Raw genomic sequence first — 26,438 nt, 5'->3', positions numbered from 1 at the left:
AACGCAAGAAGCGAAAGAAGCCGGCCAAGAGCCGCAGAAATTGCATTCCCTGCTTCGAGGGCCGGCGCCGCATTCCCTTCCATCCCGCTGCCCCAGGGCTTTTCAGCACAGGTGGTCCTACCATGAGCGTTTCCGCAAGCACGTCACTCAAACCGCGCCGCCGGCCTGGACTGCGATGGGCGCTGGCCGCCGTCGCGGCACTTGTCCTCGTCGCCGCGATGGCGCTCGACACCAAGGTCGTCGTCATCGGTTCAGCGGCCGACGTACAGGCGGACGTCTTCTCGCCGGAGGCTTTCGGCACTTCCGAATTCCCGAAAATCCAGGCGGCCATCGTTGACAAGGCCGTCGCCGCCGACGTCTTCGCGGCCGCCGTCGCCGCCAACAAGGACGAGGCCGGCAAGAAATATGGGGTGCCCGGCAGCGTCGGGCCGGAAATCTCGATCAAGCTCACCGGCGTCGCCGGAGCCGGCAAATCCGGCATCTACACCATCACCGTGCCGGGCGTTCCCCCGGAAGTGGTGATCCGCGTGCAGACGGGCCCTGCGATCAACGGTACCGACATCCGCGACGCCACCGGGACGATCAGCTTCGGCCAGTTCACAAACCAGATCGAATACCAGAATGCCGGTTCGGCCCTGAACAAGGAGATGAAGAAGCAGGTCCTGTCGAAGATCGACAACTCCAACCTCACCGGCAAGACCCTCGACGTCGTCGGAGCCTTCCAGCTCATAAACCCCAAGAGCTGGCTCATCACGCCGGTGAAGCTGGAGGTCCAATGAGCGCCGTGGCCGAACAGCTGGCGGGCTCCGGCGAGACCGTTCTCGCGGCTCGCAACGTCACCAAGATCTATGGCAGCACGCACGCCCTCAAGGGGGTGAACTTCGATATTCATCGCGGCAAGGTCACCACCCTCTTCGGTGAGAACGGGGCCGGCAAATCCACGCTGATGAAGATCCTCTCGGGTGTCGTCTCGCCGACCTCCGGCAGCATCGTGCTCGACGGCCGGGAAGTCTCCTTCGCCTCCTCGACCGACGCACGTGACCAGGGCATTTCGATCATCCACCAGGAACTGAGCCTCGCGCCCAACCTGAGCGTGCGCGACAACATCTTCATGGGCCGCGAGATCGTCACGCCGACCGGCGTCGACTTCGCGGAGGAGGCGCGCCAGGTGCGTGTCCTCATGAAGGAACTGGCCGAGGACATCGATCCCCTGACCCGCGTGGAGGACCTGCGCCTCGGACAGCAGCAGATCGTCGAGATCGCCCGCGCGCTTTCGGTGAATTCGCGGATCCTGATCATGGACGAACCGACCTCTGCGCTGAGCGCCAGCGAGGTGGAGGTTCTGTTCAAGGTCATCCACGACCTCACCCTGCGCGGCGTCTCCATCGTCTACATCTCGCATCACCTTGAGGAAGCGCTGCAGATCACCGATTTCGCGGTGGTGCTGCGAGACGGCGCCATCACCGCCACGGCGCCGCGCAAGGACATCGACCTCGAATGGATCGTGCGCAACATGGTCGGCGAGAATTTCGACCTCGGTTCTCCCCCCACCGGCTATGCCTTCGGCGAGATCGCGCTTTCGATCCGCGACCTCTCGGTGGCCGACGCTTCGGGCGTCGGCTCGGTGGTGGACGGCATGTCGCTCGACGTGAAGGCCGGCGAGATCGTGTGCATCTACGGGCTGATGGGCGCGGGCCGCACCGAAATGCTCGAATGCGTCGCGGGACGCGTACCGAGAACGGGCGGCAGCGTGTTCCTGGAAGGTCAGGAGGTGTCCGACCTGAGCATCGCCGAGCGTATCGAGAGAGGCCTCGCCCTCGTGCCCGAGGATCGTCAGCGCGACGGCCTCGTGCAGACCATGACGGTAGGCTCCAACCTGTCGCTCGCCAGCATCGGCGACTTCGTGCGCGGCCTCCTGCTGTCCCCGGGGCGCGAGCAGGCGCTGATCGGCCAGTCGATCCGCGACACGCATATCAAGACAGCCGGCGGCGAGGCCGCCATCGGCTCGCTCTCCGGCGGCAACCAGCAGAAGGTGGTGATCGGCAAGATCCTCGCCACCCATCCGCATGTGATCCTGCTGGACGAACCCAGCCGAGGCATCGACATCGGCGCGAAGGCCGAGGTGTTCCGTATACTCGCCGAGCGGGCCAGCCAGGGCCTGGCGGTGGTGTTCTCCACCTCGGAAGTCGCCGAATGCCTCAGTATCGCGCACCGCATCATCGTGATGCGCCGCGGCAAGATATCCGCCGAATTCGGCTCCGACGTGACCAAGGAGCAGATCATGGCCGCCTCGGGCGAAGCCGTGGTCGTCGGCTGATCAAAAAGAACGGAGCCAGACCATGACCCAAGTCGGTCCTACTCTCAAATCCAACCAAGCGGCCTCCGTCTCCCAGGGATTCGACATCGGCCGCCTTCTGCTCGAAGGGCGCGCCTTCTTCGCGTTGATCGCGATCATCGTCGTGTTCTCCTTCCTGTCGCCCAACTACTTCACCGTCGCCAATTTCCTTACGATGGCCCAGCACGTCGCCATCTTCGGCATCCTGGCGGTCGGCATGCTGCTGGTGATCCTCAATGGCGGCATCGACCTCTCGGTCGGCTCGACCCTGGGCTTTGCCGGCGTGGTGGCGGGCTTCCTGATGCAGGGCGTCACGCTCACCTGGTTCGGCATCATTCTCTATCCGCCGGTATGGGCGGTCGCGGTGCTGTGCTGCGTCGTCGGCGCGGTGATCGGTCTCATCAACGGCGTGCTGATTGCCCGCTTCCGCGTTCCGGCCTTCGTCGCCACGCTCGGCGTGATGTATGTGGTGCGCGGCTTCGCGCTGCTGATGACCAACGGCCTCACCTACAACAATCTCGGCGGCAAGCCGGAGCTCGGCAACACTGGCTTCGACTGGCTGGGCTTCAACCGCCTGGCCGGCGTCCCGATCGGCGTCATCGTGCTCTGCGTGATCGCCCTGATCGTCAGCCTGGTGCTCAACCGCTCCCCCTTCGGCCGCTGGCTCTACGCCTCGGGCGGCAATGAGCGCGCCGCCGAACTGTCGGGCGTGCCCGTCAAGGCGGTGCAGATCACGGTCTACATGCTCTCGGGCATGTGCGCGGCCATCGGCGGGCTTATCCTCTCCTCGCAGCTCACCTCGGCCGGCCCCACCGCCGGCACCACCTACGAGCTGACCGCGATCGCCGCGGTCGTCATCGGCGGCGCGGCCCTTACCGGCGGACGCGGCAACATCCGCGGCACGCTGCTCGGCGCCTTCGTGATCGGCTTCCTCTCCGACGGCCTCGTCATCATCGGCATCTCGTCCTACTGGCAGACTGTCTTCACCGGCGCGGTCATCGTGCTCGCGGTGCTGCTCAATGCCATCCAGTATCGCCGCCGCACCAAGCGCCCAGCCGCCGGCGGCCAAACCACTTCTCCGAAACAAGGGGGTTAAGCCGACAAGTCATCCCTTGAGAGAAGACGAGCGTTAGCAACCGTATATCGCCACACTATAAGGAAATGTCCAAAATGACGAGCAAGACAAAGCTTCTGATGGCCGCAGCCTTCGCGCTGACGATGCCGCTGATGAGCGCGACCGGCGCCTGGGCCAGCGGCCTGATCTCGATCATCGTCAACGATCCGGCCAACCCCTACTGGCTGACCGAGGGCAATGTCGCCGCCGCCACGGCCAAGAAGCTCGGCTATGACGCCAATGTCGGCGCGCACAAGGGCGACACCAACGTCGAGAGCAACCTCATCGACACCGCCATCACCAACAAGTCCGTCGCCATCATTCTCGATCCGGCCAACGCCTCCGGCTCGATCGGCGCCGTGAAGAAGGCCGTGGCCGCGAACATCCCGGTGTTCCTGGTGAATGCCGAGATCAACCAGGAAGGCCTCGCCAAGGGTCAGCTCGTCTCCAACAACGCCCAGGGCGCGGCCCTCGGCGCGCAGGAATGGGTGAAGCTCGTCGGCGAGAAGGGCAACTATGCCGAACTGCTCGGCGCGCCCTCCGACAACAACGCCGCCACGCGCTCGAACGGCTACGAGACCGTCCTCACCCAGTATCCCGACCTCAACAAGGCCGCCTCGCAGGTTGCCAACTGGGACCGCACCCAGGGCCACGACAAGATGCAGAGCATGCTGCAGGCCAACCCGAACATCATCGGCGTGATCAGCGGCAATGACGAAATGGCCCTCGGCGCCATCGCCGCCCTGAAGGAAGCCGGCAAGCTCTCCAGCGTCAAGGTCGGCGGTTTCGACGGTTCGCCCGATGCGGTGGCCGCCATCAAGGCAGGCGACCTGCAGTACACCGTCCTGCAGCCGGTGGCCGTGTTCTCCGTGAAGGCTGTCGAGCAGGCCGATTCCTTCATCAAGACCGGCAAGACCGGCGCCGCCTCGGAGAAGCAGCTCTTCGACTGCGTCATCATCAACAAGGACAACATCGACAAGTACACGGCGGCCTTCACGCTGTCGAACTGACGATGCCGGGGAAGCGCGCCGAGCGCTTCCCCATTCGATTCCGAGGCCGATCGAGCTTTGGGCGGACGCGCAACTGAGGCGTCCCGATCGTTTTGGCCTGAACGGATGGGCGAATCCATCGCGAACATCACAGGGTGATGTCCATCGATACCGCGACCTCACGCGGGAAATCCGCGCCGCACGCGAAGCGATGCCCGATTGCGTTGGTGAAAGCCGGTCTCGCCCTTTGCGATCTCGATCACGGACGTGTTATCCCCTCCTTCCGGCAATGGTGCAGGCAAGATGAACACTCTGGACGACGATGATCAGAGCGACACCCCCCTCGGGCAGGAAGCCGTGCAGGGCGATTCCCGCCTCGCGCGACAGGTCGCGCGGCGCCAGTCGATCACGGAAACCGTGATGGCCGAAGGCTCGATGCGCATCGAGGACCTGGCCGAACGCTTCGGCATCAGCCTGATGACGGCACATCGCGACCTCGACGACCTGGTCAGCCGCGGCATCCTGCGCAAGACCCGCGGCACGGCCTCGGCCGCGCCGACCAGCCTGATCGAGTCCAGCGACGTCTACCGCTTCAGCCGGCAACTGGTTGAAAAGAAGGCGATCGCGCTGGCCGCGATGCGGTTCGTGGAACCGGGCCAGGCGATCTTCCTCGACGATTCCACCACCGTCCTTCAGATGGCCCGCCATTTCCCCTCTAAGGTGCCGCTGACGGTCATCACCAATTCGCTGACCCTGATGAACGAGCTCAGGGGCATGCGAGATCTCTCCCTGCTGGGTCTGGGCGGCCAATACTACAACTGGTGCAATGCCTTCATGGGGCGCATGACCTCGCACGAGACATCGTATCTGCGCGCCGACACGCTGTTCATGTCGATGTCCGCCATCACCGACGACATCGTGTTCCACCAATTCCTGGAAATGGTGGATACCAAGCGGGCCATGTTCGATTCGGCCTCGACGCGCATCCTGCTGGCCGATCACACCAAGTTCGACCGGCGCGCCCTGCACGGCTTCGGTCCGCTGACCGACTTCGACATCGTCATCGTCGACGACGGCACGCCGGCCGTGCATCTCGACCGCATGCGGGCGAAGGGCATCAACGTGGTGGTGGCCCCCACGAAGGGCGTGGAAACGTAACGCCGCTGCGGCGATCTCCCACGTTGCGGGCCAATCTGCCCAGGCCGTGAACGCCGTCCTTGCAGGACCAACGGCTCCTCTCGGCATTTGCCGCGCCATGAACCATGTTCACGGCGCCCGGCGCTTCGCGCCGTAGCGGCCACCGGCGAGAATGTTACAAGCGGAAAAATGTAACATTAATTATCGTGACATTCTCATTTCAATATGTTCACTTCTGCCTCACATATCATTCGCGAGAGGAAAGCGTCCGTCATGCCCAGCCTGCTCGGTATCGATAACGGCCTCACCGTCACCAAGGCGGTGATCTTCGACTTCGATGGCCGGCAACTCGCGGTGGCGCGCCGGCGCGTGCCCCAGTCGATGCCCGCCCCGCGATCGGTGGAGCGCGACATGGCAGGGCTGTGGCAGGCGACGGCGGAGGCGATCCGCGAGGCCATCGCGCTCAGCGGCAGGCCGGCGGACGACATCAAGGCCGTCGCCGCCACCGCCCATGGCGATGGCCTCTACCTTCTCGACGCGGAGCGCAAGCCGCTGGGGCCGGGCATCCTTTCGCTCGACAGCCGTGCCTGGGCGGTGGTCGACCGCTGGGAGAAGGAAGGCCTGTTCGACCCCGCTCTGGCGGAGACCGGGCAGATGCCGCATGCCTCCGCACCATCGGCCCTGCTGGCCTGGATCAGGGACAATCAGCCCGGGCGGTACGCCCGGATCGCTCACGTCCTCGCCTGCAAGGATTGGCTGCGCTTTTGCCTCACCGGCACCGTGGGCACCGACCGGACGGAGGCCAGCACCTCGTTCACCAATGTCCGCAGCCAAGAGTATTCGGCCGAGGCGCTGCGCCTCTACGGCCTCGAATCCCTGTCCGGCGCGCTGCCGTCGATCCGCCATTCCGCCGAGATCGTCGGGGAAGTCACGGCCGAGGCAGCGGCGCTTACCGGCCTCGGCCGGGGCACGCCGGTCGCCAGCGGTCTGCATGACGTAACCGCTTCCGCACTCGGCATCGGCGGCCACGAGGACGACGTGGTCAGCATCGTCGCCGGCACCTATTCGATCAACGAAGTGGTCTCCACGGCCCCGAAACTCGATGCGCGCTGGTTCTGCCGCAACGCCATCGCCCCGGGGCGCTGGAACAACATGTCGATCTCCCCGGCGTCGGCCGCGAACTACGACTGGTTCCTCGACACGCTTTGCGGAAAGGACCATGCCGAAGCGGCAGCCTCGGGAGAGTCCATCCATGCCATGCTGGCGAAGGAGATCGACGAAGCCCTCGGGCGTCCCTCGACGATCCTGTTCCATCCCTATCTGTTCGGCTCGCCCTTCGGCAATCTCGCCAGCGCCAGCTTCGTCGGCCTCCATGGCTGGCACGACCGCAGCGACATGCTGAAGGCGGTGCTCGAGGGAATCGTCTTCAACCACCGCTTCCATGTCGAGGCACTGCGGCAGGGCTTCCCCTGCCGGGAGGTTCGCTTGACCGGTGGAGTCTCGCGCAATGCCTCCTTTGCCCAGATGTTTGCCGATGCCCTGAACCTGCCGGTGACGGTGGCCGGCGTCGACGAGGCCGCTGCCTTCGGCGCGGCCCTGTGCGCGGGCGCGGCGGTCGGGCAGTTCGCATCGCCCCAGGACGGCGCACGCGCGCTCGTCGCGAGGGCTCGCGTCTTCGAGCCCGATCCGGCGCGCGCCAGGACCTACGATGAACGCTTCGCCGTCTATACCGGCATTGCCGAGGCACTCAAGCCGCATTGGGACAGGCTGGAAAGCCTCGGTGCGAAGCAGACCGGAAGCCCGGCATGAGCAAGGCGGAGGACAGGCGCCAGGATATCGCCGACTATGTGATGCGCTACGGCCAGATCCGCATCGAGGATCTGGTCAACCATTTCGGCGTGTCCCGCATGACGATCCACCGCCATGTCGACCAGCTGGCGCAACAGGGAATCGTGCGCAAGCTTCATGGCATGGTGACCGTGCTTCCCTCCGGGGTCTACGAGAGCACGTTCCGTTACCGCCAGAGCATCGGCCGGGCTGAAAAGGAGGCGCTGGCCCACGCCGTGCTGCCGCATGTCGAGGCCGGACAAGTGGTCATGCTGGACGATTCCTCGACGGCCGGAGCCGTCGCGCCGCTGCTGGCCGAGGTCAAGCCGCTGACCGTGATCACCAACAGCCTCCATGCCGGCACGGCGCTGGCGGAGGCAGGCGACGTCGACTACATCTGCCTTGGCGGCCAGTATCATTCCACCTACAATGCCTTCATCGGCCTGCTCTGCGAGAACGCCATCGCCCGGCTGCGCGCCAATCTCCTGATCTGTTCCGCCTCCGCCGTCTGCGACGGCACCGCCTATATCCAGGATCAGCATGTCGTGCGGGTCAAGCAGGCGATGATGCGCGCCTGCACCAAGCGGATCCTCCTGCTCGAGCACGCCAAATTCGGCAAGATCGCCCTGCACGCCCTCGACGACCTGACCGCGTTCGACGCCGTCCTCGTCACGGACGGCCTCGATGCGGCGGTCGCCAATCAACTTCGCGAAGCCGGGGTACGGCTTCAGATCGTCAAGACGGTGGCAGCATGACAGCGGATACGAAAATCAATCCCGGCGTCGCGGATCGCGTGGCCGCGATGGCGGGGAGCGGCACCGTCGATGTGGTCATCCTCGGCGCGGGCATCAACGGCGCCGGACTGTTCCGCGACCTCAGCGCCCAGGGCGTCAACTGCCTCATCATCGACAAGGGCGATTTCGGGTCCGGCACCAGCGCCGCTCCCTCACGCCTGATTCATGGCGGACTGAAATATCTCGAAACGGGCGAATTCGGCCTGGTGGCGCAGTCGACCCTTGAGCGCAACCTGCTGCTCAGGAACGCGCCGCATTGCGTCACCCCTCTGCCGACCGTCATCCCCATCTTCTCCTGGACGAAAGGCATCGGCGCGGCGCTTCGCACCCTGTTCGGTTCCAAGAGCGCCCCACGCAGCCGTGGCGCGCTGCTGATCAAGGCGGGGCTGGCCATCTACGACTACTATGGCTCGCGCAACCGGGTCATGCCGCGCCATCGCATGGTCGGCCGCCGCAAGGCCCTGGCCGAACTTCCCGCGCTCACTCCCTCGATCGTCGCGACTGGCACCTACTACGATGCCAAGGTCAGCCTGCCCGAACGCCTCGTCTACGAACTCGTGGCGGATGGTATGTCCACCAATCCGGGCTCGGCCGCACTCAACTACACCGACCTCGCCTCGTCGGCAGACGGCGTGCTCACCTTCCAGCCCCGGAACGGCGGCAGCCCCTTTTCCGTGCGGCCCAGGCTGGTGATCAATGCGGCCGGGCCGTGGATCGACCATGTCAACGCCAGCCTCGGCATGCCGTCGAAGATGATCGGCGGCACCAAGGGATCGCATATCCTGCTTCGACACGACGAACTGGTGAAGGCCCTCAAGGGGCAGATGATCTATTTCGAGGCTGACGATGGGCGCATCTGCCTGGTCTACGACTATCTCGGGCTGGCGCTCGTCGGCTCCACCGACATTCCCGCCGACAATCCGGATACGGTGAAGGCCGATGCGGCGGAGATCGACTATCTCATCGCCAGCATCCGCTCGCTGCTCCCCGGCCTGCAATTCGACCGATCGCAGATCGTCTACGCCTATGCCGGCATCCGGCCGCTGCCGGCGTCCAACGCGGCGATACCGGGGCTGATCAGCCGCGACCATTCCGCGCCCGTGCTTGAACCGGATGCGACTCGTCCGTTCCCCGTGATCTCCCTGGTCGGTGGCAAGTGGACGACATTCCGCGGCTTTGCCGAGGAAGTCGCCGACAGCGTGCTCAAGCGCCTCGGCCGGAGCAGGCAGGTCAGCACGAAAGACCTGCAGATCGGGGGCGGCAAGGATTTCCCGACCGATGGTGCCGCCCGCGCGGACTGGATCAGCAAGGCCGCCGCCGCCTCCGGCCTTCCGCAGGAGCGCCTGGAGCCGCTGCTCGCCCGCTATGGCACCACGGCGGCCGAGGTCGCGCGCCATCTCAGCGCCAGCGGCCGGCGGGACGAGAAGCTGGAAGCCAGTTCCTTCAGCCTGGCCGAGATCGAATACATCGCCCGCCGGGAGAACATCGGACATCTGGCCGATATCGTGATGCGCCGCACCGCGCTCGCCATAACGGGCGCGCTGAACCGCCATGACCTCGAAGCCATCGCCCGGGTGGCCGGCGAAGTCCTGGGCTGGGATTCCGCGCGCATCGCCACGGAAGTGGACGGTGTCGTAGCCCAGTTGGCCGAGAGGAACCTGCTGAAGATCGCCTAGCGCATTTCATCTTCGGATGAAGCCGTCATGAATCGCAGAATGCTCGTGATTTCCGCATGCCAGGCCGGACAGCCTGCTTCGGAGCGCCGATATGTGGCCGCCGCTCCAAAGAAAGCTGTCGCCAAGCGGGCGCCCGACGCGATATCTCCTTTCTCATCGCATTTCGAGGTTCCCATGCCGCTTGATCCTGCCCAGATCGAAACCCTTTCGCGAGTTTCCACCGCCACCTTGACCACGGTCCTGCTCAAGAAGGGCCTGCGCAACGTCTGGATGCGGGGCACCCGGCCGCTCAGGGCAGGCCAGAAGCGGATCGTCGGACCGGCCTTCACCCTGCGCTTCGTGCCGGCGCGCGAGGACCTCGCCACCCCCGCGGCCTGGGCGTCTCCCACCTCGACGCGCGCTGCCATCGAGGCGATGCCTGAAGGGGCCGTTGCCGTCGTCGACGCCATGGGTATTCAGGATGCCGGCATCTTCGGCGACATCCTCTGCGGCCGCATGCAGAAGCGCGGCGTCGCCGCCCTCATCACCGACGGCGTCATCCGGGATGCGGCGGGTGTGCTTCAGACGGAACTGCCGGTATGGTGCAGCGGCGTCGCGGCGCCGCCCTCGGTGGCCGGCCTCACCTTCGTCGGCTGGCAGCAGCCGATCGGATGCGGGGGCGTCGCCATATTCCCCGACGACGTGATCGTGACCGACGATGACGGCGCCGTGGTGATTCCGGCCGCCTTCCTCGACGAAGTCCTGTCGGACGCGCCGGAACAGGAGCGCGCCGAAGCGTGGATCATGCGCCAGGTCGACGAAGGCGCCGCGCTTCCCGGCCTCTATCCGATGAATGCGGAGACCAAGACGCGTTACGAACGGGCGAAGGAGGACGGCGAAGCATGAAAGGCCATCCTGCAGGGCGGAGCTCCGCTTGCGGTGCAACCCTGCCCTGAGTCCCTATTCCCCTCCCCATATCGTGCTATAGGGAGCCGATCCTTCTCACACGGTACACGTCCCTCCCATGCTCGTTCTCGGCATAGAAACCACCTGCGATGAAACGGCCGCCGCCATCGTATTGCGCAACCAGGATGGCGAAGGGCAGATTCTCTCCAATGTCGTGCTTTCGCAGATCGCCGAGCATGCCGCCTATGGCGGCGTGGTGCCCGAGATCGCCGCACGAGCCCATGCCGAGGTGATCGATCATATCATCGAGCAGGCGATGGAAGAGGCCGACGTGCGCTTCGACCATCTGGATGCCATCGCGGCGGCCGCGGGGCCGGGTCTGATCGGCGGCGTCATCGTCGGCCTCACCACGGCAAAGGCCCTTGCACTCTCGCTGGGCAAGCCGCTGATCGCCGTCAACCATCTCGAGGCCCACGCGCTGACGCCGCGCCTCACCGACAACGTCGCCTTCCCCTATCTGCTGCTGCTCGCCTCCGGCGGGCATACGCAGCTCGTCGCCGTACGGGGCCTCAACGACTATGTCCGTCTGGGCACCACCATCGACGATGCCATCGGAGAAGCCTTCGACAAAGTCTCCAAGATGCTCGGCCTGGGCTACCCGGGCGGACCGGCGGTGGAAGCGCAGGCGATGAGCGGGGATGCCGCGCGCTTCGCCTTTCCCCGCCCCCTGCAGGGCCGGCCCGATCCGAACTTTTCCCTCTCCGGCCTCAAGACCGCCGTGCGCCTGGAAGCGGAGAGACTGGCGCCTCTGGCCGCCAAGGACATCCGCGACATCTGCGCTTCATTCCAGGCAGCCGTGGTCGACATGGTGGTGGACCGCACCCGCGTGGGCCTGCGCCGCTTCCGCGACGTGGCCGGCGCTGCCCCGACCGCGCTCGTGATCGCGGGCGGCGTCGCCGCCAACCTTGCCATCCGCCGTGGCCTGCTGCGCCTCGGCGCGGAGGCGGGCCTGCGCATCGTCATGCCGCCGCCGGCACTGTGTACCGACAATGGCGCCATGATCGCCTGGGCCGGCGCCGAGCGCCTGTCGGCCGGCTTCACCGACGGGCTCGACACCAGTCCCCGCGCGCGCTGGCCGCTCGATCCCAATGCACCGGGCTCCGGCAAGGGAGGCCTTGGCCGCGAGGGAGTCGGCAAGGGAGCCAAGGCTTGACCGGCATCGCGGGAAAGACGGTCGGCGTCATCGGCGCGGGAGCGTTCGGCACCGCGCTGGCATGCGCCGCCGCGCGCGCTGGCCGCAATGTCCGCGTCTGGGGCCGGGACACCGCCGTCATGGCCGCCATGGACGCGACGCGCGAGTCGAGCAAACTGCCCGGCCTCGTCCTGCCCGAAGCCATACACGCCACCGCCGACCTCCCCGAAGCCGCTGGCAGCGAAGTCCTGATCGTCGCCGTTCCGACCCAGGCGTTGCGCGAGGTCTGCACCGGGCTCGCCCCGCTCGTCGCGAAGGGCACGCCGGTGATCCTCGCAGCCAAGGGCATCGAGCGTGCCAGCGGTGATTTCGTTTCCGACATCGCCCGCGAGACGCTGCCGGCCGCCCGTCCCGCCGTGCTCTCCGGCCCCGGATTCGCCGCCGACATCGCCAAGGCGTATCCGACCGCGCTCACCCTTGCCTGCGCCGACCCCGCATTGGGCGGACGCCTGGCCAGGACAATCGGTTCGCCCGCCTTCCGGCTCTATCATTCGACAGACCTGCGCGGCGTCGAGATCGGTGGTGCGGCCAAGAACGTATTGGCCATTGCCGCAGGCGTCGCCGCAGGGCGCGGCTTCGGAGAGAGCACGGTCGCGGCACTGCTCGCCCGGAGCTTCGCCGAGTTGACCCGATTCGGCCTTGCTTTCGGCGCGCGTGCGGAGACCCTAGCAGGCCTGTCGGGCCTGGGAGACCTCATCCTCACCGGTACGTCCTCACGCTCGCGCAACCGCCGCTTCGGAGAGGAACTCGGGAAAGGCATCGATGTCGAGACCGCCATCCGCGACGTCGGCCTCGCCGAAGGCGTGTGGACGGCACCGATTCTCTCCAGCATGGCCAGCGCAAAGGGCGTGGAGATGCCGGTCGCCGCCGCGGTGGCTGACCTGGTGGCGGGCAGGGCCAGCATCGACAAGGCCATCGAACGCCTGCTTTCGCGCCCGCTGAAGGCAGAGTGACGGCGTTCCTCCCCCGTTGCGGGAGAAGGAGGACGCATACCGGCTTGTGCATGGCAACCAGGCTGGCATAAGTGTCGCCCCCTCTATTCCAGGAGCCTCCCATGACCCTGAAACGTATCGGTGCCGGCAACCGTATGAGCGACGCGGTGATCCACGGCGACAAGATCTACCTCTCCGGCTATGTCGCCGAAACCGCCGTCGGCAAGTCTGTGAAGGAACAGACGCAGGATATCCTCGCCCAGATCGACGAGACACTGAAGGAAGCCGGCAGCGACAAGACCAAGGTGATCAAGGCCAATATCTGGCTTACTGACATCGGCACCTGGGCCCAGATGAACGAAGCCTGGGATGCCTGGGTCGTGCACGGCCAGGCCCCCGCCCGCGCCACCGTGGAAGCCAAGCTGGCAGGCCCGGGGCTCGATGTGGAAATCATGATGGAAGCGGCGCTGTAGCCGGAAGCGCGGGACGCATTCCCTGGGACCGCCGGCATCCGGCTGGCCCCATGGAGCCATCACAATGCAGGAAGGGCGCGATCTTGCAGGGTCGCGCCTTTTCTTTGCCGCAGCGGTTCAGGAGCCGGCAGGATGCCGGTGCTGCCTGGGAAGAGGCCCGCGCATGATCGGGTCACCCCCGCGCCCTCGGATGCGCCGCCTGGTAGACGCGCATCAGTTCGCTCGCATCGACCTTGGTGTAGATCTGCGTGGTCGAAAGGCTGGCATGGCCGAGCAGTTCCTGGATCGAACGCAAGTCGCCGCCGCGCCCCAGGAGATGCGTGGCGAAGGAATGACGCAGCGCATGCGGCGTGGCGCTGTCGGGCAGGCCGAGGACACCGCGCAGGTGCTGCATCGCCAACTGTATGATGCGCGGCGAGAGCGGCCCGCCACGGGCGCCGACGAAGAGCGGGCCGTCCGGATCCAGCTTGTACGGCACGAGCTTGAGATAGTCCTCCACCGCCTGCACGACAGGCGCTATCACGGGCACCGAACGCATCTTCCGGCCCTTGCCAACGACGGTGATGCTGTCGCGACCGCTCGCCGGCGCGTCCTTGCGCGTCAGGCCGAGCGCCTCGGAAATACGCAGCCCGCCGCCGTAGCACAACGCCAGCACGGCAGCATCGCGGGCAAGTATCCAGGGCTCGCGTGCCTCGCCGGCGCGGGTGGCGGCGGCTGCGACCTTGCGCGCCGCTTCGGGTGAGAGAGGCTTCGGCAGGCTCTGGGGCAGCTTGGGCCCGCGCACCGCCGTCAACGCCGCGCTGGCGCCATGGCCCTCGCGTTCCAGGAAGCGGGCAAAGGCGCGGGTGGCGGCCAACGCCCGCATCAGCGACCGGGGCTTCAGCCCATCCGCGCGGCGGGCGGCGAGGAAGGCGCGCACGTCGCGGGGGGCAAGTCCCTCGATGTCGTCGAGGCCGGGCGGCTCGCCGAAATGCCCGGTCAGAAAGCGCAGGAATCCTGTGACGTCGCGGTCATAGGCCTCTACCGTCTTGGGACTCATGCGTCGCTCGACGGCGAGATAAGCGAGCCAACGTCCCTTGGCGGCTGCCAGGTCGGACGCGGCGACGAGAATGGGAGGCGAAGCGTTCATACCGCTATTGTGGCGCGAAAAGATGAGGGAGTGGTTGCCAGCAGGAAGCCCCAGCGCGAACGCGGCATCGGCGGTATCCCGTGTCCGCATCGCCCCGGCCGCCCTGCCTGGGCCTACTGCGGCCTGAAATGCAAACGGCGCGCTCCCGGGAGCGCGCCGCCGCAAGTCGTTTCGTCGTAAATCCTATTCTCCCGCCACCATTACCGCGTCGCCACCGGGAACGGAGGACGCCATCTTGCGGCTCGACCACACCAGCACGAGGATGCACAGGCTCGACAGGCCGAGATAACCGCAGGCGAGCGGAACGATGGTGCCGTCATAGGCCTCGCCGATCAGGGCCCCCAGCAGCGCGCCCATCAGCGTGGTGACGCAGCCGATGAAGGAGGAGGCGGTACCGGCGATGTCGCCCACCGGCTCCATGGCCAGGGTGTTGAAGTTCGGCATGGTCAGGCTGAGCAGGAAATGAGCGACGCCCATGGCCAGGCCGAAGTAGAGCAGCGGCGGACGGCCGTTGTAGATCATGGCGAGGCCCAGCAGCACCAGCGCCATCAGCCAGAAGCCGACCATGCCGAAACGCGACAACGCGACCATGCCGAGCCGCTTCACCAGCCGCGAATTGGCGAAGGAGGCGGTGCCCATGCAGATGGCGATCAGGGCGAAGGCCAGCGGGAAATAGGGCCCGAGACCGTAGATGTCCGTCTCGAAGATCTGCTGGGCCTGGCCGAGATAGGTCATCAGGCAGCCCATGGCGAGCCCCATCGCCAGCGTATTGGCGATCGAGGCCGGCGTGGTGGCAACGCGACGGATGCCTGAGGCGACACCCGAGAACGAAAGGCGCCTGCGATATTCGGGATGCAGCGTCTCCGGCATGCGCAGGCCGAACCAGAACACCACCACCAGCACCAGGGCGAGCATGCTCATGAAGATGAAGCGCCAGCTTCCCAGTATCAGGAAGGCGCTCCCCGTGGCCGGGGCGACAACCGGCACGACAATGAAGATCATCATGGTCAGCGACATCACGCGCGCCATGTCGCGGCCGGTGTAGCGGTCGCGGATGATGGCGACGGAGAGCACGCGCGCCGCCGCGCCGCCGAGGCCTTGGATGGCACGGGCGGCGAGCAGCGTTTCGAAGCTGTGCGCGAAAATGGCGAGCAGCGTGCCGGCGGTATAGATGACGAGGCCGAGCATCAGCACCTTGCGGCGGCCGATCGCATCCGACACGGGTCCCCACACCATCTGCATGATGGCGAAGCCGCCCATGTAGGCGGTGAGGATGAGCTGCATGCGATTGGCGTCTGGTATGCCGAAATCGGAGCGGATGGCTTCGAAAGCGGGAAGCAGATTGTCGATCGACAACGAGATCAGCCCCATCATCAGGGCAATCACCAGGACGAATTCGACAAAAGACGGTTGAGGACCCTGCTTCAAAGCAGGATCCGAGGCCGGACCAGCGAGGGAACGGGACATGGTAATCTCAGAAATGCGAAAATCAAAAACTGGCGGGGCAATAGGGCGGCGCTCAGATATCGATTTACTAACACGGGAATCGTGACCAAAAGGTGATTTATTTGCCACATCGGGTGTGAATTCACGCAAGAATGGCTGAAAAATTTCATTGGCGCGCAAGCCCGGGCATCCCGGCCCCGCTTCCTGAGGCCGCCGACATCCGCAGGCCGGGCAGCAGCCCCAGGCCCCGTGCATCCCCGCACAGAATTCGCGACAGGCATTGCTTAACCTCTTCTCCAAGTTTGGAGCGAGAAGAGACCCAGCCATGGTTGCCATCCCCCAGCGCAGCGCACCCAGCCGCACCGACAGCCTTCTCTTCGAGGCCAAGGCAATCGTCCTCCGGGGCCTGAGCCTGGCCCGGGAGACCTTCGCAGCCGAGCGTGCCGTCAGGCACCAGCCGGCGGGACGATTGGCCGGCGCGCCGGTGCTGGCGCGTGTCTCCTCGCCCTTGTGGAACAATTTCACCGGCACCCGGGACCGCCAGCTCACGGCCGGCAAGGTACACAATCTGCGACAGGCCCTGAAGGGGCTGGACGGCATCGAAGTACCGGCCGGAGCGATTCTCAGCTTCTGGAAGCAGGTGGGCCGGGCAAGCCGCGCCCGCGGCTTCGTGCCCGGCCGCGAACTGCGAGAGGGCTGCCTCATCTCCAGCGTCGGCGGAGGGCTGTGCCAGCTCTCCAATGCGCTCTATGAGGCTGCGCTGGAGGCCGGTTTCGACATCGTGGAACGTCACGCGCACAGCCGCGTGGTGCCCGGCTCCCGCGCCCAGCTCGGCCGCGACGCGACGGTGTTCTGGAACTATGTCGATTTCCGCGTCCGCAGCCGCCACGCCTTCCGCGTCGAGGCGCGCATGAGCCGGGACCAGTTGGAGATCACCTTCCGAGGCTTCGTCGCCCAGACTGCCCAGGCGCTGCGGGAGCCTGACTCGCAGGCGAGGCCGACGGCGCATGACTGCACCCGGTGCGGCCGGCAGGATTGCCATCGCAACGATCCCGAGCGTTCCCTCCACAGCGGCCGTCCCACCGCCTGGCTGGTCGATGCCTGCTGGCCGGAATTCGCCTCCCTGTTCAAGGCGATGGCGACCAAGGAAGACGCTCTTCACCGGCCCGCCCGCCTGCCCGGTTCGCAGCGCTACGGCTGGCCCACGGGCGTGGCGGGCATCGACAGGAGCGCGCCGGTGGCGACGCTGCGCCGTTCGTTCGATCTGCGGGGCGCCTCCGGCGGCAGCCTGCAGTTGAAGGCGATGGCGGCCGACGCCCGCCTTGCCGCCGCCTATGCGGCGCGGCTGTCTCACCAGCATACCCACCTGGTGGTCTCGCAGAATCTCCTGCCGCATCTCTGGCATGAGGGCGCGCTCCAGGGCCGCAGCTTCGACGTGATGATGGAGCGCCTGCCCCTCAAGCTTCTGCAGGAGAGGCTGGATGCCGCCGTCCGTCATCATCCCGAAAGCCCGACGCTCGCGGATTTCCGCGCCTCGGACGCCATCGTCGCCGCCGAGACGGAGGCGCTGGCCGCCGCCGATCGCCTGTTCACGCCCCACACGGCGATCGCCGGGCTCGACCCCCGCACGACCCTGCTCGAGTGGGCGACGGCAAGGCCCCTCCGCGCCGCCCATGGCGGCCGAACCATCCTGTTCCCGGCTTCCGCCGTAGGTCGCAAAGGCGCCCATGCCCTGAGGGAGGCAATCCAGGACCTCGACATCGACCTTGCAATCAAGGGCCATGCCCGCGAATGCCCCGCTTTCTGGGGCACACTGCCCGCACGCCTGCTCCCCGATGGGGAAATGCCGGCCGAGATTGCCGCAGTGGTGCTGCCGGCCCTCGTCGAGCACCAGCCCCGTTCCCTGCTGGCCGCCCTCGCCGCGGGCATCCCGGTCATCGCAACGCCCGCATGCGGCCTCGTCCCCCGGCCAGGACTTATCCTGGTGCCGGAGGACGATGCGGCAGCGCTGCGTGCGGCCCTGAAGGCCGTCCTGGCATAACTGCACCCCGCTACCCCGGGGGAGGGCTATCAGCCCGCCAGTCTAACTGTCATCTAAGTTTCATCGTTCATAAGCCGTCGGCAATCTCTGCATTCCCCAGCATGGAGGGAACGTATGAACATGCCGAAATTGCCACCTGTCGCGCTCTGGACCCTGGCCGGAGCCTTCATCTGGGTGTTGTTCACCTTGATCTCCAACGACTGGAGCCAGCGGGCGCCAAGTATCGGCGTCGTGCTTCTCGCCGCAGCCGTCGGCGGCGTGTGGGGCACCTCGTTGAGCACGAGCGAAGACGACTGAGTCTGGTATTCCTTCTCGGGCCGAGCCCGGCGACAACGTCCTGGCAATCCACCTGAACTTGCCCCCGAAGCCGGGAGCGTGCTGGCTTGCCCGCCTCGCGGCCGCGGTAACGGCTTCCCGCAGAGCGCAATTCCCACCCGCCATGTCAGCGACAGTCCCACCATGCTCGACGCAAAAAGCGAGATGGGATAGGATTTGCGACGACCGACAATGATCGGTAAGCGCGGCGACGCCGGAGCGCCGCTGGCTGGCTTCGTCGGCCGGTTCCCTGCTGAGAAACATGCCGGAGCGGACCACCCAACCATGACAGACGCGACCGCTACAGAAACGCACCAGCCCATCATCCGCGTTGCGATCGTCGAAGACGACCCGACTGCCCTCGAACGCATCATGGCGGCGCTCGAGACGGCTCCCGACATTTCCGTCGTCGCGACGGCACCCAACGCCGCGAGGGGGAAGGCCCTCATCGACGGCTGCGCTTTCGACGTCCTGCTGTGTGACCTCGGCCTCCCCGACGGCTCCGGCGTGAACCTCATCCGGCACGCCGCGCAAAGATGCCCCACGGCCGACATCATGGTCATCACCATCTTCGCCGACCAGGATAAAGTCCTGGGAAGTATCAAGGCCGGTGCTCGCGGATACCTTCTGAAGGACGAGCGTTTCGACAGCTTTGCGGAGAGTATCAGGGAGGTCCGCCGCGGCGGCTCGCCTATCAGCCCCGTGATTGCACGCCAGCTGCTCAAGGAATTCCAGCCGCAGGAGCAGGACGCCGACAAGAAGGGCCTCGAACTTCTCTCGAAGCGCGAGCTGGAGGTGCTGAAGCTCCTTGCGCGCGGTTTCACATTCGTCGAGATAGGCGACATCCTCAAGATAGGGCGCAGTACGGTCGCAACCTATGTGAAGAATATATACCAAAAACTCGAAGTAAACTCTCGATCCGAGGCTGTTTTCGAAGCTTCGAGCCTGGGCGTCATCAATATGCCGCGCTAGGCACTTCGCTTCGGCTCGGAACGAATTCGACCGGACCTGTTACAGGCTCAATCGCTCGCTCCCACAAATCTTGTCGATCGCGCGTTCGGTCTTGAGCAGGTAAAAGAAGTTCTCTAGTGCCGCGTTTCCCCCGGACATTAACCGGCCGACTTGGCAAAGAGGTGTTCCGGTAGTCAGCGGACGGCGCGGGAACCTCTTGCCCATATACTGAGTCTATTCAAGAGCGCGTGCCTGAGGCTGATCTTGGTGACCGGAATCTACCTTGCTTTCTATACTGAGATAAGCGAGGATACTCCTGTTAAATGGCCCTGTCATTGGCGCTTGCTTCTTTAAGCACGGAGCGGGAGGCAGCCGTGGGGTCAGGTTTTCCGAAGTATAGCCGGCTCGTGGTCACACCGGGTCCGGCATCGGTCCATGTGAGTAAGGCGGGGCGCTCACAGGAGGACGATTTCCTTTCAAGCATGTCACGCCGGAATCACTTGGGTCGAGTAATCCGGAGATTGCTCAGGCCTCCATTCTGAATACTACCGCGGCGCGACCCATCATTGATTCATTGAAATGTCCGGCCGTTCGATCATTCGACGACAGCAAGAGGATCGCCAGCCGCCAGCCCCCCAAATAGGGGATTACCGAATGAGAAGTTTGACGCAAGATACAAGTCACCGAGGGAGTTGATGCATGCCCACCGGGCTTTGATCACGAACCTCAATTGAATTGAAGCGCGACGGTTAGGATTTTCCGCTGCAATGTCTTCGATAAGCGGGAATTCCTACTGTAACGTCGAAGGGAAAGGCAGAAGGTCATGGCTGACAGCGGACAGAAGTTCATCAAGCGTAACCGCCCTCCGCGGGTCCAAATTCAGTATGAGGATCCCTACAACGCGGAAAAACTTGTCGAAATCCCGTTCGTGATGGGGGTCATGTCGGATCTCTCCGGCAATGCCTCCGAGGTCGAGAAGCAGCCGATCGCCGAGCGCAAATATCTCGACATCGACATGGACAACTTCGACGACCGCATGAAGGCGATCAAGCCCGGCATCGCGTTCAAGGCGACCAACCGGCTTGGCGACGCCAAGGGCGACGAGAAGATGTCCGTCAAGCTCAGCTTCGAGAGGATGAGCGACTTCAATCCGGCCCAGGTCGTCCGCCAGGTACCCGCGCTCGCAAAACTGCTGAAGGCGCGTGAGCAGCTCGCCAATCTGCAGCGCTACATGGACGGCAAAGTGGCAGCGGAAGACCAGATCAAGGCGTTGCTGAAGGATCCCGAGCTCATGCGGCTGCTCAAGGAGCATAGCGAGCAGGCCAAGCCCGAAGAGAACTGACAGCTCCGTCCGCCAGCAGCCCCAGCCAGGAGTTCAGCCCTATGGCCGAAACAGCAGCCACCAATCAAGCCGGCACGGCGACCGAGACGACCCGTGATTTGGACACCTTTTCCAACCTGCTGCGGAAAAGCTTCAAGCCGCGCAACGACAGCGCCGCCACCGAAGTCGAGAACGCAGTGACGACCCTGGTCCGCCAGGCGCTCGAGGATACCTCGCTGGTCAAGGAAGACGTCCTCGATACCATCGATTCCATGATCGCCAGGCTCGACCAGCAGCTTTCGATCCAGCTCAACGAGATCATTCACACCCCGGAATTCCAGAAGCTGGAGAGCGCCTGGCGCGGCCTCAACTACCTGGTGTTCAATTCCGAGACCGACACGACCTTGAAGATCCGCTTCATGAACGTGTCGAAGGAAGAACTCTACCGCGAGTTCAAGGTCTATCCGGGCGCCCGGTGGGACCAGAGCCCGATATTCAAGAAGCTCTATGAAGCCGAATACGGCCAGCTGGGCGGCGATCCCTATGGCTGCATCGTGGGCGACTACTATTTCGACCACTCACCGCCCGACGTGCAATTGCTGCGAGACATCAGCAAGATCTCCGCCGCCGCACACGCTCCCTTCTTCGCCGCCGCGAATCCCGCCCTGTTCGGCATGGACAGCTGGAACGAGCTTTCCAATCCCCGGGACATCGGCAAGATCTTCGACACGCCGGACTATGCCGCGTTCCGCTCGCTCCGGGACCAGCCGGACTCGCGCTATGTGGGCCTCTGCATGCCGCGCGTCCTTGCCCGCCAGCCTTATGGCGCGAAATCGGAACCGGTCGAGGAGTTCGCCTTCGAAGAGGATACCGACGGCCATCACGGCGCGAAATATGCCTGGATGAACGCGGCCTATGCGATGGCCGCCAACGTCAACCGCGCCTTCAAGGAATATGGCTGGACGGTGCGCATTCGCGGCGTGCAATCGGGCGGCGAAGTCGTCAACCTGCCGACGCACACTTTCCCGACCGACGACGGCGGCATCGATCTCAAATGTCCGACCGAGATCGCGATCAGCGACCGGCGCGAGGCCGAGATCTCGAAATCGGGCCTGTTGCCGCTGATCCACCGCAAGAACACCGACAAGGCGGCATTCATCGGCGCCCAGTCGCTCTACAAGCCCAGGAAGATGGACACGGACGAGGCGACGGCCTCCGAGAACCTCTCCTCCCGCCTGCCCTACATGTTCGCGGTGTCGCGCTTCGCGCACTATCTCAAATGCATGGTGCGCGACAAGATCGGCGCCACGATGGAGCAGGACCAGCTCCAGAAATGGCTGCAGACCTGGATCAACCGTTATGTCGACGGCGATCCGAAGAATTCGACCGAGGCGATCAAGGCCAAGAAGCCCCTCGCAGCGGCCAAGGTCGAAGTGTTCCCGGACGAGGAGAACCCCGGCTACTACGCCGCAAGGTTCTATCTGCGCCCCCATTACCAGCTCGAAGGGATGGACATCGGCATCAGTCTCGTCTCGAGACTGCCCAACAGCCAGAAGTAAAGCACGAAATATTCGGAGTGCATCAACGCTCGAACGAGCGAACGATACTGCATGCCCGAATGAAGCCCACACGCGTACCAGGAAACAAGGCCTCCGGCCAATTCACAGGAGAGTAAAATGGCACAATCAGACGCACTACTTCAGATCGACGGCATCGAAGGCGAGACCCAGCAGGACGGCCTCGACGGCTATATGGAGCTCCTGAGCTGGAGCATCGGCGGCTCCAACTCCAGTACCTTCGGCAGCGGCACCGGCGGCGGCAAGGGCAAGTCCGTCCTGCAGGACCTGCACTGCACCAAGGCCGTCGACAAGGCTTCCACCAACATCTTCAAATATTGCGCCTTCGGCAATCACATCGACACCGTGAAGCTCGTCGCACGCAAGGCGGCCGGCGAGGACAAGCTCACCTACATCACCATCACTCTCACCAACTGCTTCATCACGAGCTACCAGAAAAGCGGTGGCTCCGACGGCGGGGCCATGGAGAGCTTCTCCATCACCTTCGAGCAGATCAACGACGAGTATCAGCCCCAGGACAAGAGCGGCGCCGCGGATGGCGGGTCGATCGAGTTCAAGTTCAACGTCGCCACGGGCAAGGACTCCTAACCACCGACGTCTGCCAGGCCGGGCGGTCTCCCCCGGGAGGTGCCGTCCGGCTTCACTCCGGACAAGTCTTGCGTCCACCCCGATCCAGTGCGGAATGTTGAAGTGAACCGGTCCCGACCCGCCAAGAGCGATCGTTTCGTGCCTCCCATCATGCACGCCTTCCGGGAGGCGTTTCGCATGCGTGATGCCGCCAAGCCCATCGACAACCGGAACGAGGCGGGCGAGCGCATCCTCGCGGGCCGGCGGACCTCGCCGCGATCCGCCGTGGGCGAAACCGCGCTGCGCTCCGAACTCGGAGAGGATCTGGCATCCCTCCTCAACACCGTGGAGCTGGCCGCCATCGAGGACATCTCCGATTTCGAGCAGGTGGGCGGATCCATCCTGAATTTCGGGATTCCGGACCTGACCGCCATCACCGCCAGTCCGGAAGCCTCGCGGCGGGTCGCGGTCCTCCTCAGGCAGCGGCTCGAACTCTACGAGTGCCGGCTGGTACCGGGCACCATCGCCGTCTCCGCCGAACCCCTGGACGATAGCGCCTCGGGTCAGTTGCGCTTTCACATCAATGCCGAAATGTATTCGACGCCCACCGACATTCCGGTAGAGTTCGTGGCGGACGTCGAGGTGGAGAGCGGCAAGATCAGGGTTTTCAGATTGTGATGCCATGAACCGTGAATTCCTCGAACTCTACAACCGCGAGCTCGGTATTCTGAAAGAGGACGCGAAGCAGTTCGCGGCCGAGTTTCCCGGCGTCGCGGAGCGTCTCGGAGGACTGCTGGAGAACAACACGGACCCGATGATCGGCGGGCTGCTCGAAGGCACCGCCTATCTCGCGTCGCGCGTGCAGCTCAAGCTCAAGCACGAATATGCAGAGTTCACGAACAACCTGCTCGACCAGCTCGTGCCGGACTATCTGGCCCCCGTGCCATCGGCGGCCCTGCTTCGGATCGAGCCGCCCTTTGGCGATCCGAACCTCAAGGATGGCCTGAAGATCCCCGCGGGCTCCTACGCCGATGCGCGGTTCGTCGAGCGCGAACGCCGGATTGCGTGCAAGTATCGCCTTGCCTCCGACGTCACCCTATGGCCGTTCGAGATCAGCCAGGCCGAATTCCTGGCCGGCGCGGCGGCACTGCAGGGCCTCGGCATCGAAGCCGCCCCGGGCAGCCAATCCGGCCTGCGGCTGTCGCTGCTGCGGCGCTCCGCAGCCGATCGGCAGGCGGAGCCGGCGGACGCGCAGGTGCCGCAAAAGGCCGACTGGTGGTTTGCCAATTGTCGCACCGACGAGTTGCCGTTTCACATCGTGGGCAACGAGGGCGACGCCGTCCGCCTTTATGAAAAACTGTTCGCGAACACGACCGGCATCTATTTCCGCTATCTCGACGAGGCGGGCGATCCCGTCATCATCCCTCTCCCGAAAACCTGTCTGGCCCAGATCGGCTTCGACATCGACCAGCCGCTCTTCCCGACCGAGAGGCGCGTCTTCAGGGGATTCGACCTGCTCCGCGAATATTTCGTACTGCCGGCTAAGTTTCTCGGGTTCAAGCTCACGGATCTGCGTCCCATCCTCTCCGCCATCAGAACCAATCGCCTGGATATCGTCATCTCGTTCGACCAGGGCGATACACGGCTTCAGTCCGTGGTGCGGGCCGACAGTTTCGCGTTGTACGCGGCATCCGCATCCAACCTGTTCGAGATGCAGCTGGCCCGGGTGCCGGTAAGGGACAACGAGCACGAGTATCACGTTGTCACGGACCGCTCGCGCCATCTCGATTTCGAGGCCCATCGGCTGCTCAAGATGTATGCCCACTTCACGGGCAGCGGTGAAAAGATCGAGGTCTTTCCGCTCTACGCCGCGCCGCCCCTCGGGGTCTCCGAGACCCAGACGATGTTCTATACCGTGCGGCGCAGACCCCGCCGCCGCTCGCAGGAGGAACGGCGCACGGGCCAGCCGACGCAGTATGTGGGCAGCGACATGTTCGTCATGCTGACCAACCATCGCGACAGGGACGACAAGCTCCATGTCGCCGAGCTGAGCCTGCGGGCGCTCTGCTCGAACCGCCACCTCACGGAGCATCTGCCCGTCGGACAGGGCGGCGCCGACTTCATTCTCGAGGACAGGACCACGCTGGAGGTCGAATGTGCCGTCGGGCCGACGTTGCCGCGCGACTCCATCGTGACCGATCCCGATGCGCGGACGCACCATTCCGCCGCGGGCGGAACATCGGCCTGGCGGCTCATCAACATGCTGAGCCTCAACCATCTGGGCCTTACCGGCTACGGAACGCAGGATTCGGCGGCGCCGCTCCGTGAAATCCTCTCGCTCTTCGCCAACAACAGCAACGCCGCCATCGAGCGGCGGATCCAGGGCATCCTCGCCGTCGACAGCAAGCCGATCAACCGGCGCGTCCGCCAGCGCAGCGGCGCGGGCGTGGTCCGGGGTCTCGAAATCACCGTCACCCTCGACGAGAAGCACTTCGAAGGCAGCGGCATCTTCATGCTGGGCGCCGTCCTTGACCGTTTCTTCGCCGAATATGTCGGCCTCAATACGGTCGTCGAGACCGTCGTCCGCTCGACGGAACGGGGCGAGATCAAGCGTTGGCCGGCGCAACTCGGCCGGCGGCATCCACTATGAGCGCCGCCGAGCGATTTCCGCGCGAGCCGGGGTCATACGACCTTCTCGACCTGCTGCGTCGCCTCGAGCATCTTGCCGCCGCCAAGCCGCGCATCGGCGAAAGCGGCTCGGCGTCCGAGACGGTGGCGAGTCTCGGCCAGCAGCCCCATATCGACTTTCCCGATTCCAATGTGAGCCGGGTTTCCGCCTCGGAGAACGGTGCCGTCGGGATCGAAACCCGCTTCCTCGGCATGCTCGGGCCTCAGGGAGCGCTCCCGCTTCACACGACGTACGAGGCGACCCACTGGGCCAATATGCGCGACGTGGCGTTCGCGCGTTTCCTGGACATCTTCAACAACCGATTCCAGCAATTGTTCTTTCGGGCCTGGGCGAATGCCCGACCGGTGGTGCAGGCTGACCGACCGGCGGAGAACCAGTTCCTCACCTATGTCGGCGCCATGATCGGAATCGGGACGCCGCCGATGCGTGAGCGCGGCCAGCTGCACGACTTCTCCAAACTGGCGCTCGCCGGCCTCATGGCGCCCGCCGTCAAGAGCGCCTCCCGCCTGGAGGGCATGATCAGCTGGCTATTCAATGTCGACGTGAAGGTGCGGGAGTTCGTGGGCGTCTGGCTTCGGCTCGAGCAGCGCGAGCAGGCGGTCCTGGCGGCGGGCAGCTGTGCGCTGGGCGTCGACAGCATCATCGGCCGGTCCGCGTACAGCCTGAAGGACAAGTTCAGGATCAGGCTGGAAGTCCGGGACTTGAACGAGCTGGAGACATTCCTGCCCGACGGCGTCCACTTCGAGCCGCTCGCGGACGCGGTGCGCTTCTACCTGGGCGACAGCTTCATCTACGATGTCGAATTCGGCTTGCGAGAAAGCAAGACGAGGCCCGTGCAGCTCGGCGGTTTTGGCCGCCTGGGCTGGACCTGCTGGATGGGCAAGCGGGGCGGTCCCGACGCCACATCCGACAGCGTTCGCTGGGATTGCCACTTCCATCCATCCGAAATCCGTAATTCATCGCGCCGCAAACCTTCCAGGGGGTAGCT

23 protein-coding genes are annotated in these 26,438 nt (G+C 65.0%); 21 read left to right on the top strand and 2 right to left on the bottom strand.

What is annotated here, in order from left to right; translation table 11 throughout:
- The first annotated feature begins 122 nt into the window (after positions 1-122).
- From AC6H34_RS12165 to AC6H34_RS12110, 12 genes are all read left to right on the top strand, one after another.
- Complete coding sequence (locus AC6H34_RS12165) at positions 123-779, top strand: DUF2291 family protein (RefSeq protein ID WP_448149724.1); 657 nt, start codon at positions 123-125, stop codon at positions 777-779.
- Complete coding sequence (locus tag AC6H34_RS12160) at positions 776-2,317, top strand: sugar ABC transporter ATP-binding protein (protein WP_497538979.1); 1,542 nt, start codon at positions 776-778, stop codon at positions 2,315-2,317. Before AC6H34_RS12165 ends, AC6H34_RS12160 begins: the two co-directional genes overlap by 4 nt.
- Positions 2,318-2,339: 22 nt before the next feature.
- Positions 2,340-3,431, top strand: a complete 1,092-nt coding sequence (locus AC6H34_RS12155) for an ABC transporter permease (protein ID WP_448149726.1) — start codon at positions 2,340-2,342, stop codon at positions 3,429-3,431.
- A gap of 74 nt (positions 3,432-3,505) precedes the next feature.
- On the top strand, positions 3,506-4,459 hold the full coding sequence (locus AC6H34_RS12150; protein ID WP_497538978.1) for a D-ribose ABC transporter substrate-binding protein: 954 nt from the start codon (positions 3,506-3,508) through the stop codon (positions 4,457-4,459).
- Between the two features lie 282 nt (positions 4,460-4,741).
- On the top strand, positions 4,742-5,596 hold the full coding sequence (locus tag AC6H34_RS12145; RefSeq protein WP_448149728.1) for a DeoR/GlpR family DNA-binding transcription regulator: 855 nt from the start codon (positions 4,742-4,744) through the stop codon (positions 5,594-5,596).
- 252 nt (positions 5,597-5,848) lie between these two features.
- Complete coding sequence (locus AC6H34_RS12140; RefSeq protein ID WP_497538977.1) at positions 5,849-7,384, top strand: FGGY-family carbohydrate kinase; 1,536 nt, start codon at positions 5,849-5,851, stop codon at positions 7,382-7,384.
- Complete coding sequence (locus AC6H34_RS12135; RefSeq protein ID WP_448149730.1) at positions 7,381-8,157, top strand: DeoR/GlpR family DNA-binding transcription regulator; 777 nt, start codon at positions 7,381-7,383, stop codon at positions 8,155-8,157. Before AC6H34_RS12140 ends, AC6H34_RS12135 begins: the two co-directional genes overlap by 4 nt.
- Positions 8,154-9,872: a glycerol-3-phosphate dehydrogenase/oxidase gene (locus tag AC6H34_RS12130; RefSeq protein ID WP_497538976.1), complete on the top strand. Its 1,719-nt coding sequence runs from the start codon at positions 8,154-8,156 to the stop codon at positions 9,870-9,872. Before AC6H34_RS12135 ends, AC6H34_RS12130 begins: the two co-directional genes overlap by 4 nt.
- A 174-nt stretch (positions 9,873-10,046) precedes the next feature.
- A complete protein-coding gene (locus AC6H34_RS12125) occupies positions 10,047-10,757 on the top strand; it encodes a ribonuclease activity regulator RraA (protein WP_497538975.1) in 711 nt (236 codons plus the stop codon).
- A 118-nt stretch (positions 10,758-10,875) separates the two neighbouring features.
- Positions 10,876-11,970, top strand: coding sequence for a tRNA (adenosine(37)-N6)-threonylcarbamoyltransferase complex transferase subunit TsaD (tsaD, locus tag AC6H34_RS12120; protein ID WP_448149733.1), 1,095 nt, complete (start codon positions 10,876-10,878; stop codon positions 11,968-11,970).
- Between the two features lie 5 nt (positions 11,971-11,975).
- Complete coding sequence (locus tag AC6H34_RS12115; protein WP_497539881.1) at positions 11,976-12,962, top strand: NAD(P)H-dependent glycerol-3-phosphate dehydrogenase; 987 nt, start codon at positions 11,976-11,978, stop codon at positions 12,960-12,962.
- Positions 12,963-13,063: 101 nt separating this feature from the next.
- Positions 13,064-13,414 (top strand): RidA family protein, encoded by a 351-nt coding sequence (locus AC6H34_RS12110; protein WP_448149734.1) that lies wholly within the window; start codon positions 13,064-13,066, stop codon positions 13,412-13,414.
- Between the two features lie 172 nt (positions 13,415-13,586).
- Here the strand turns inward: AC6H34_RS12110 and AC6H34_RS12105 are convergent, their stop codons facing one another.
- The gene (locus tag AC6H34_RS12105; protein WP_497538974.1) at positions 13,587-14,543 is read right to left on the bottom strand and encodes a tyrosine recombinase XerC; all 957 of its coding nucleotides are present in this window, start codon (positions 14,541-14,543) and stop codon (positions 13,587-13,589) included.
- 183 nt (positions 14,544-14,726) lie between these two features.
- Complete coding sequence (locus tag AC6H34_RS12100) at positions 14,727-16,010, bottom strand: multidrug effflux MFS transporter (RefSeq protein ID WP_497538973.1); 1,284 nt, start codon at positions 16,008-16,010, stop codon at positions 14,727-14,729.
- A 304-nt stretch (positions 16,011-16,314) separates the two neighbouring features.
- Here AC6H34_RS12100 and AC6H34_RS12095 point away from each other — a divergent pair, with 304 nt between their 5' ends.
- The 9 genes from AC6H34_RS12095 to tssG all read left to right on the top strand — a co-directional run bounded on the left by AC6H34_RS12095 (position 16,315) and on the right by tssG (position 26,436).
- Entirely contained in the window at positions 16,315-18,030 is a 1,716-nt protein-coding gene (locus AC6H34_RS12095) for a VanW family protein (protein WP_497538972.1), read from the top strand.
- Between the two features lie 114 nt (positions 18,031-18,144).
- Complete coding sequence (locus AC6H34_RS12090) at positions 18,145-18,327, top strand: hypothetical protein (protein WP_448149738.1); 183 nt, start codon at positions 18,145-18,147, stop codon at positions 18,325-18,327.
- 303 nt (positions 18,328-18,630) lie between these two features.
- Positions 18,631-19,317 (top strand): response regulator, encoded by a 687-nt coding sequence (locus AC6H34_RS12085; protein ID WP_448149739.1) that lies wholly within the window; start codon positions 18,631-18,633, stop codon positions 19,315-19,317.
- An 802-nt stretch (positions 19,318-20,119) separates the two neighbouring features.
- Positions 20,120-20,638, top strand: a complete 519-nt coding sequence (tssB, locus tag AC6H34_RS12080) for a type VI secretion system contractile sheath small subunit (protein ID WP_448149740.1) — start codon at positions 20,120-20,122, stop codon at positions 20,636-20,638.
- Positions 20,639-20,679: 41 nt separating this feature from the next.
- Positions 20,680-22,176, top strand: a complete 1,497-nt coding sequence (gene tssC / locus AC6H34_RS12075; RefSeq protein ID WP_448149741.1) for a type VI secretion system contractile sheath large subunit — start codon at positions 20,680-20,682, stop codon at positions 22,174-22,176.
- A gap of 117 nt (positions 22,177-22,293) precedes the next feature.
- Entirely contained in the window at positions 22,294-22,782 is a 489-nt protein-coding gene (locus AC6H34_RS12070; RefSeq protein WP_448149742.1) for an Hcp family type VI secretion system effector, read from the top strand.
- A 102-nt stretch (positions 22,783-22,884) separates the two neighbouring features.
- Positions 22,885-23,439 carry a type VI secretion system baseplate subunit TssE gene (gene tssE / locus AC6H34_RS12065; RefSeq protein WP_497538971.1) on the top strand — a complete coding sequence of 185 codons (555 nt, stop codon included), beginning with the start codon at positions 22,885-22,887 and terminating at the stop codon, positions 23,437-23,439.
- Positions 23,440-23,443: 4 nt separating this feature from the next.
- The gene (tssF, locus tag AC6H34_RS12060) at positions 23,444-25,411 is read left to right on the top strand and encodes a type VI secretion system baseplate subunit TssF (RefSeq protein WP_448149744.1); all 1,968 of its coding nucleotides are present in this window, start codon (positions 23,444-23,446) and stop codon (positions 25,409-25,411) included.
- On the top strand, positions 25,408-26,436 hold the full coding sequence (gene tssG, locus AC6H34_RS12055; RefSeq protein ID WP_497538970.1) for a type VI secretion system baseplate subunit TssG: 1,029 nt from the start codon (positions 25,408-25,410) through the stop codon (positions 26,434-26,436). Before tssF ends, tssG begins: the two co-directional genes overlap by 4 nt.
- Positions 26,437-26,438: the final 2 nt, after the last annotated feature.

Source organism: Labrys sp. ALF-8 (assembly GCF_059699065.1).
Note: the sequence above shows the minus strand (reverse complement) of the source record. Positions and strands in the feature narration are given on the sequence as shown.

Bases quoted from the DNA above. Each gene is read 5' to 3' on its own strand.
- AC6H34_RS12165 (WP_448149724.1), top strand. From the start codon at position 123: ATGAGCGTTTCCGCAAGCACGTCACTCAAACCGCGCCGCCGGCCTGGA.
- AC6H34_RS12160 (WP_497538979.1), top strand. From the start codon at position 776: ATGAGCGCCGTGGCCGAACAGCTGGCGGGCTCCGGCGAGACCGTTCTC.
- AC6H34_RS12155 (WP_448149726.1), top strand. From the start codon at position 2,340: ATGACCCAAGTCGGTCCTACTCTCAAATCCAACCAAGCGGCCTCCGTC.
- AC6H34_RS12150 (WP_497538978.1), top strand. From the start codon at position 3,506: ATGACGAGCAAGACAAAGCTTCTGATGGCCGCAGCCTTCGCGCTGACG.
- AC6H34_RS12145 (WP_448149728.1), top strand. From the start codon at position 4,742: ATGAACACTCTGGACGACGATGATCAGAGCGACACCCCCCTCGGGCAG.
- AC6H34_RS12140 (WP_497538977.1), top strand. From the start codon at position 5,849: ATGCCCAGCCTGCTCGGTATCGATAACGGCCTCACCGTCACCAAGGCG.
- AC6H34_RS12135 (WP_448149730.1), top strand. From the start codon at position 7,381: ATGAGCAAGGCGGAGGACAGGCGCCAGGATATCGCCGACTATGTGATG.
- AC6H34_RS12130 (WP_497538976.1), top strand. From the start codon at position 8,154: ATGACAGCGGATACGAAAATCAATCCCGGCGTCGCGGATCGCGTGGCC.
- AC6H34_RS12125 (WP_497538975.1), top strand. From the start codon at position 10,047: ATGCCGCTTGATCCTGCCCAGATCGAAACCCTTTCGCGAGTTTCCACC.
- tsaD (WP_448149733.1), top strand. From the start codon at position 10,876: ATGCTCGTTCTCGGCATAGAAACCACCTGCGATGAAACGGCCGCCGCC.
- AC6H34_RS12110 (WP_448149734.1), top strand. From the start codon at position 13,064: ATGACCCTGAAACGTATCGGTGCCGGCAACCGTATGAGCGACGCGGTG.
- AC6H34_RS12105 (WP_497538974.1), bottom strand. From the start codon at position 14,543: ATGAACGCTTCGCCTCCCATTCTCGTCGCCGCGTCCGACCTGGCAGCC.
- AC6H34_RS12100 (WP_497538973.1), bottom strand. From the start codon at position 16,010: ATGTCCCGTTCCCTCGCTGGTCCGGCCTCGGATCCTGCTTTGAAGCAG.
- AC6H34_RS12095 (WP_497538972.1), top strand. From the start codon at position 16,315: ATGGTTGCCATCCCCCAGCGCAGCGCACCCAGCCGCACCGACAGCCTT.
- AC6H34_RS12090 (WP_448149738.1), top strand. From the start codon at position 18,145: ATGAACATGCCGAAATTGCCACCTGTCGCGCTCTGGACCCTGGCCGGA.
- AC6H34_RS12085 (WP_448149739.1), top strand. From the start codon at position 18,631: ATGACAGACGCGACCGCTACAGAAACGCACCAGCCCATCATCCGCGTT.
- tssB (WP_448149740.1), top strand. From the start codon at position 20,120: ATGGCTGACAGCGGACAGAAGTTCATCAAGCGTAACCGCCCTCCGCGG.
- tssC (WP_448149741.1), top strand. From the start codon at position 20,680: ATGGCCGAAACAGCAGCCACCAATCAAGCCGGCACGGCGACCGAGACG.
- AC6H34_RS12070 (WP_448149742.1), top strand. From the start codon at position 22,294: ATGGCACAATCAGACGCACTACTTCAGATCGACGGCATCGAAGGCGAG.
- tssF (WP_448149744.1), top strand. From the start codon at position 23,444: ATGAACCGTGAATTCCTCGAACTCTACAACCGCGAGCTCGGTATTCTG.
- tssG (WP_497538970.1), top strand. From the start codon at position 25,408: ATGAGCGCCGCCGAGCGATTTCCGCGCGAGCCGGGGTCATACGACCTT.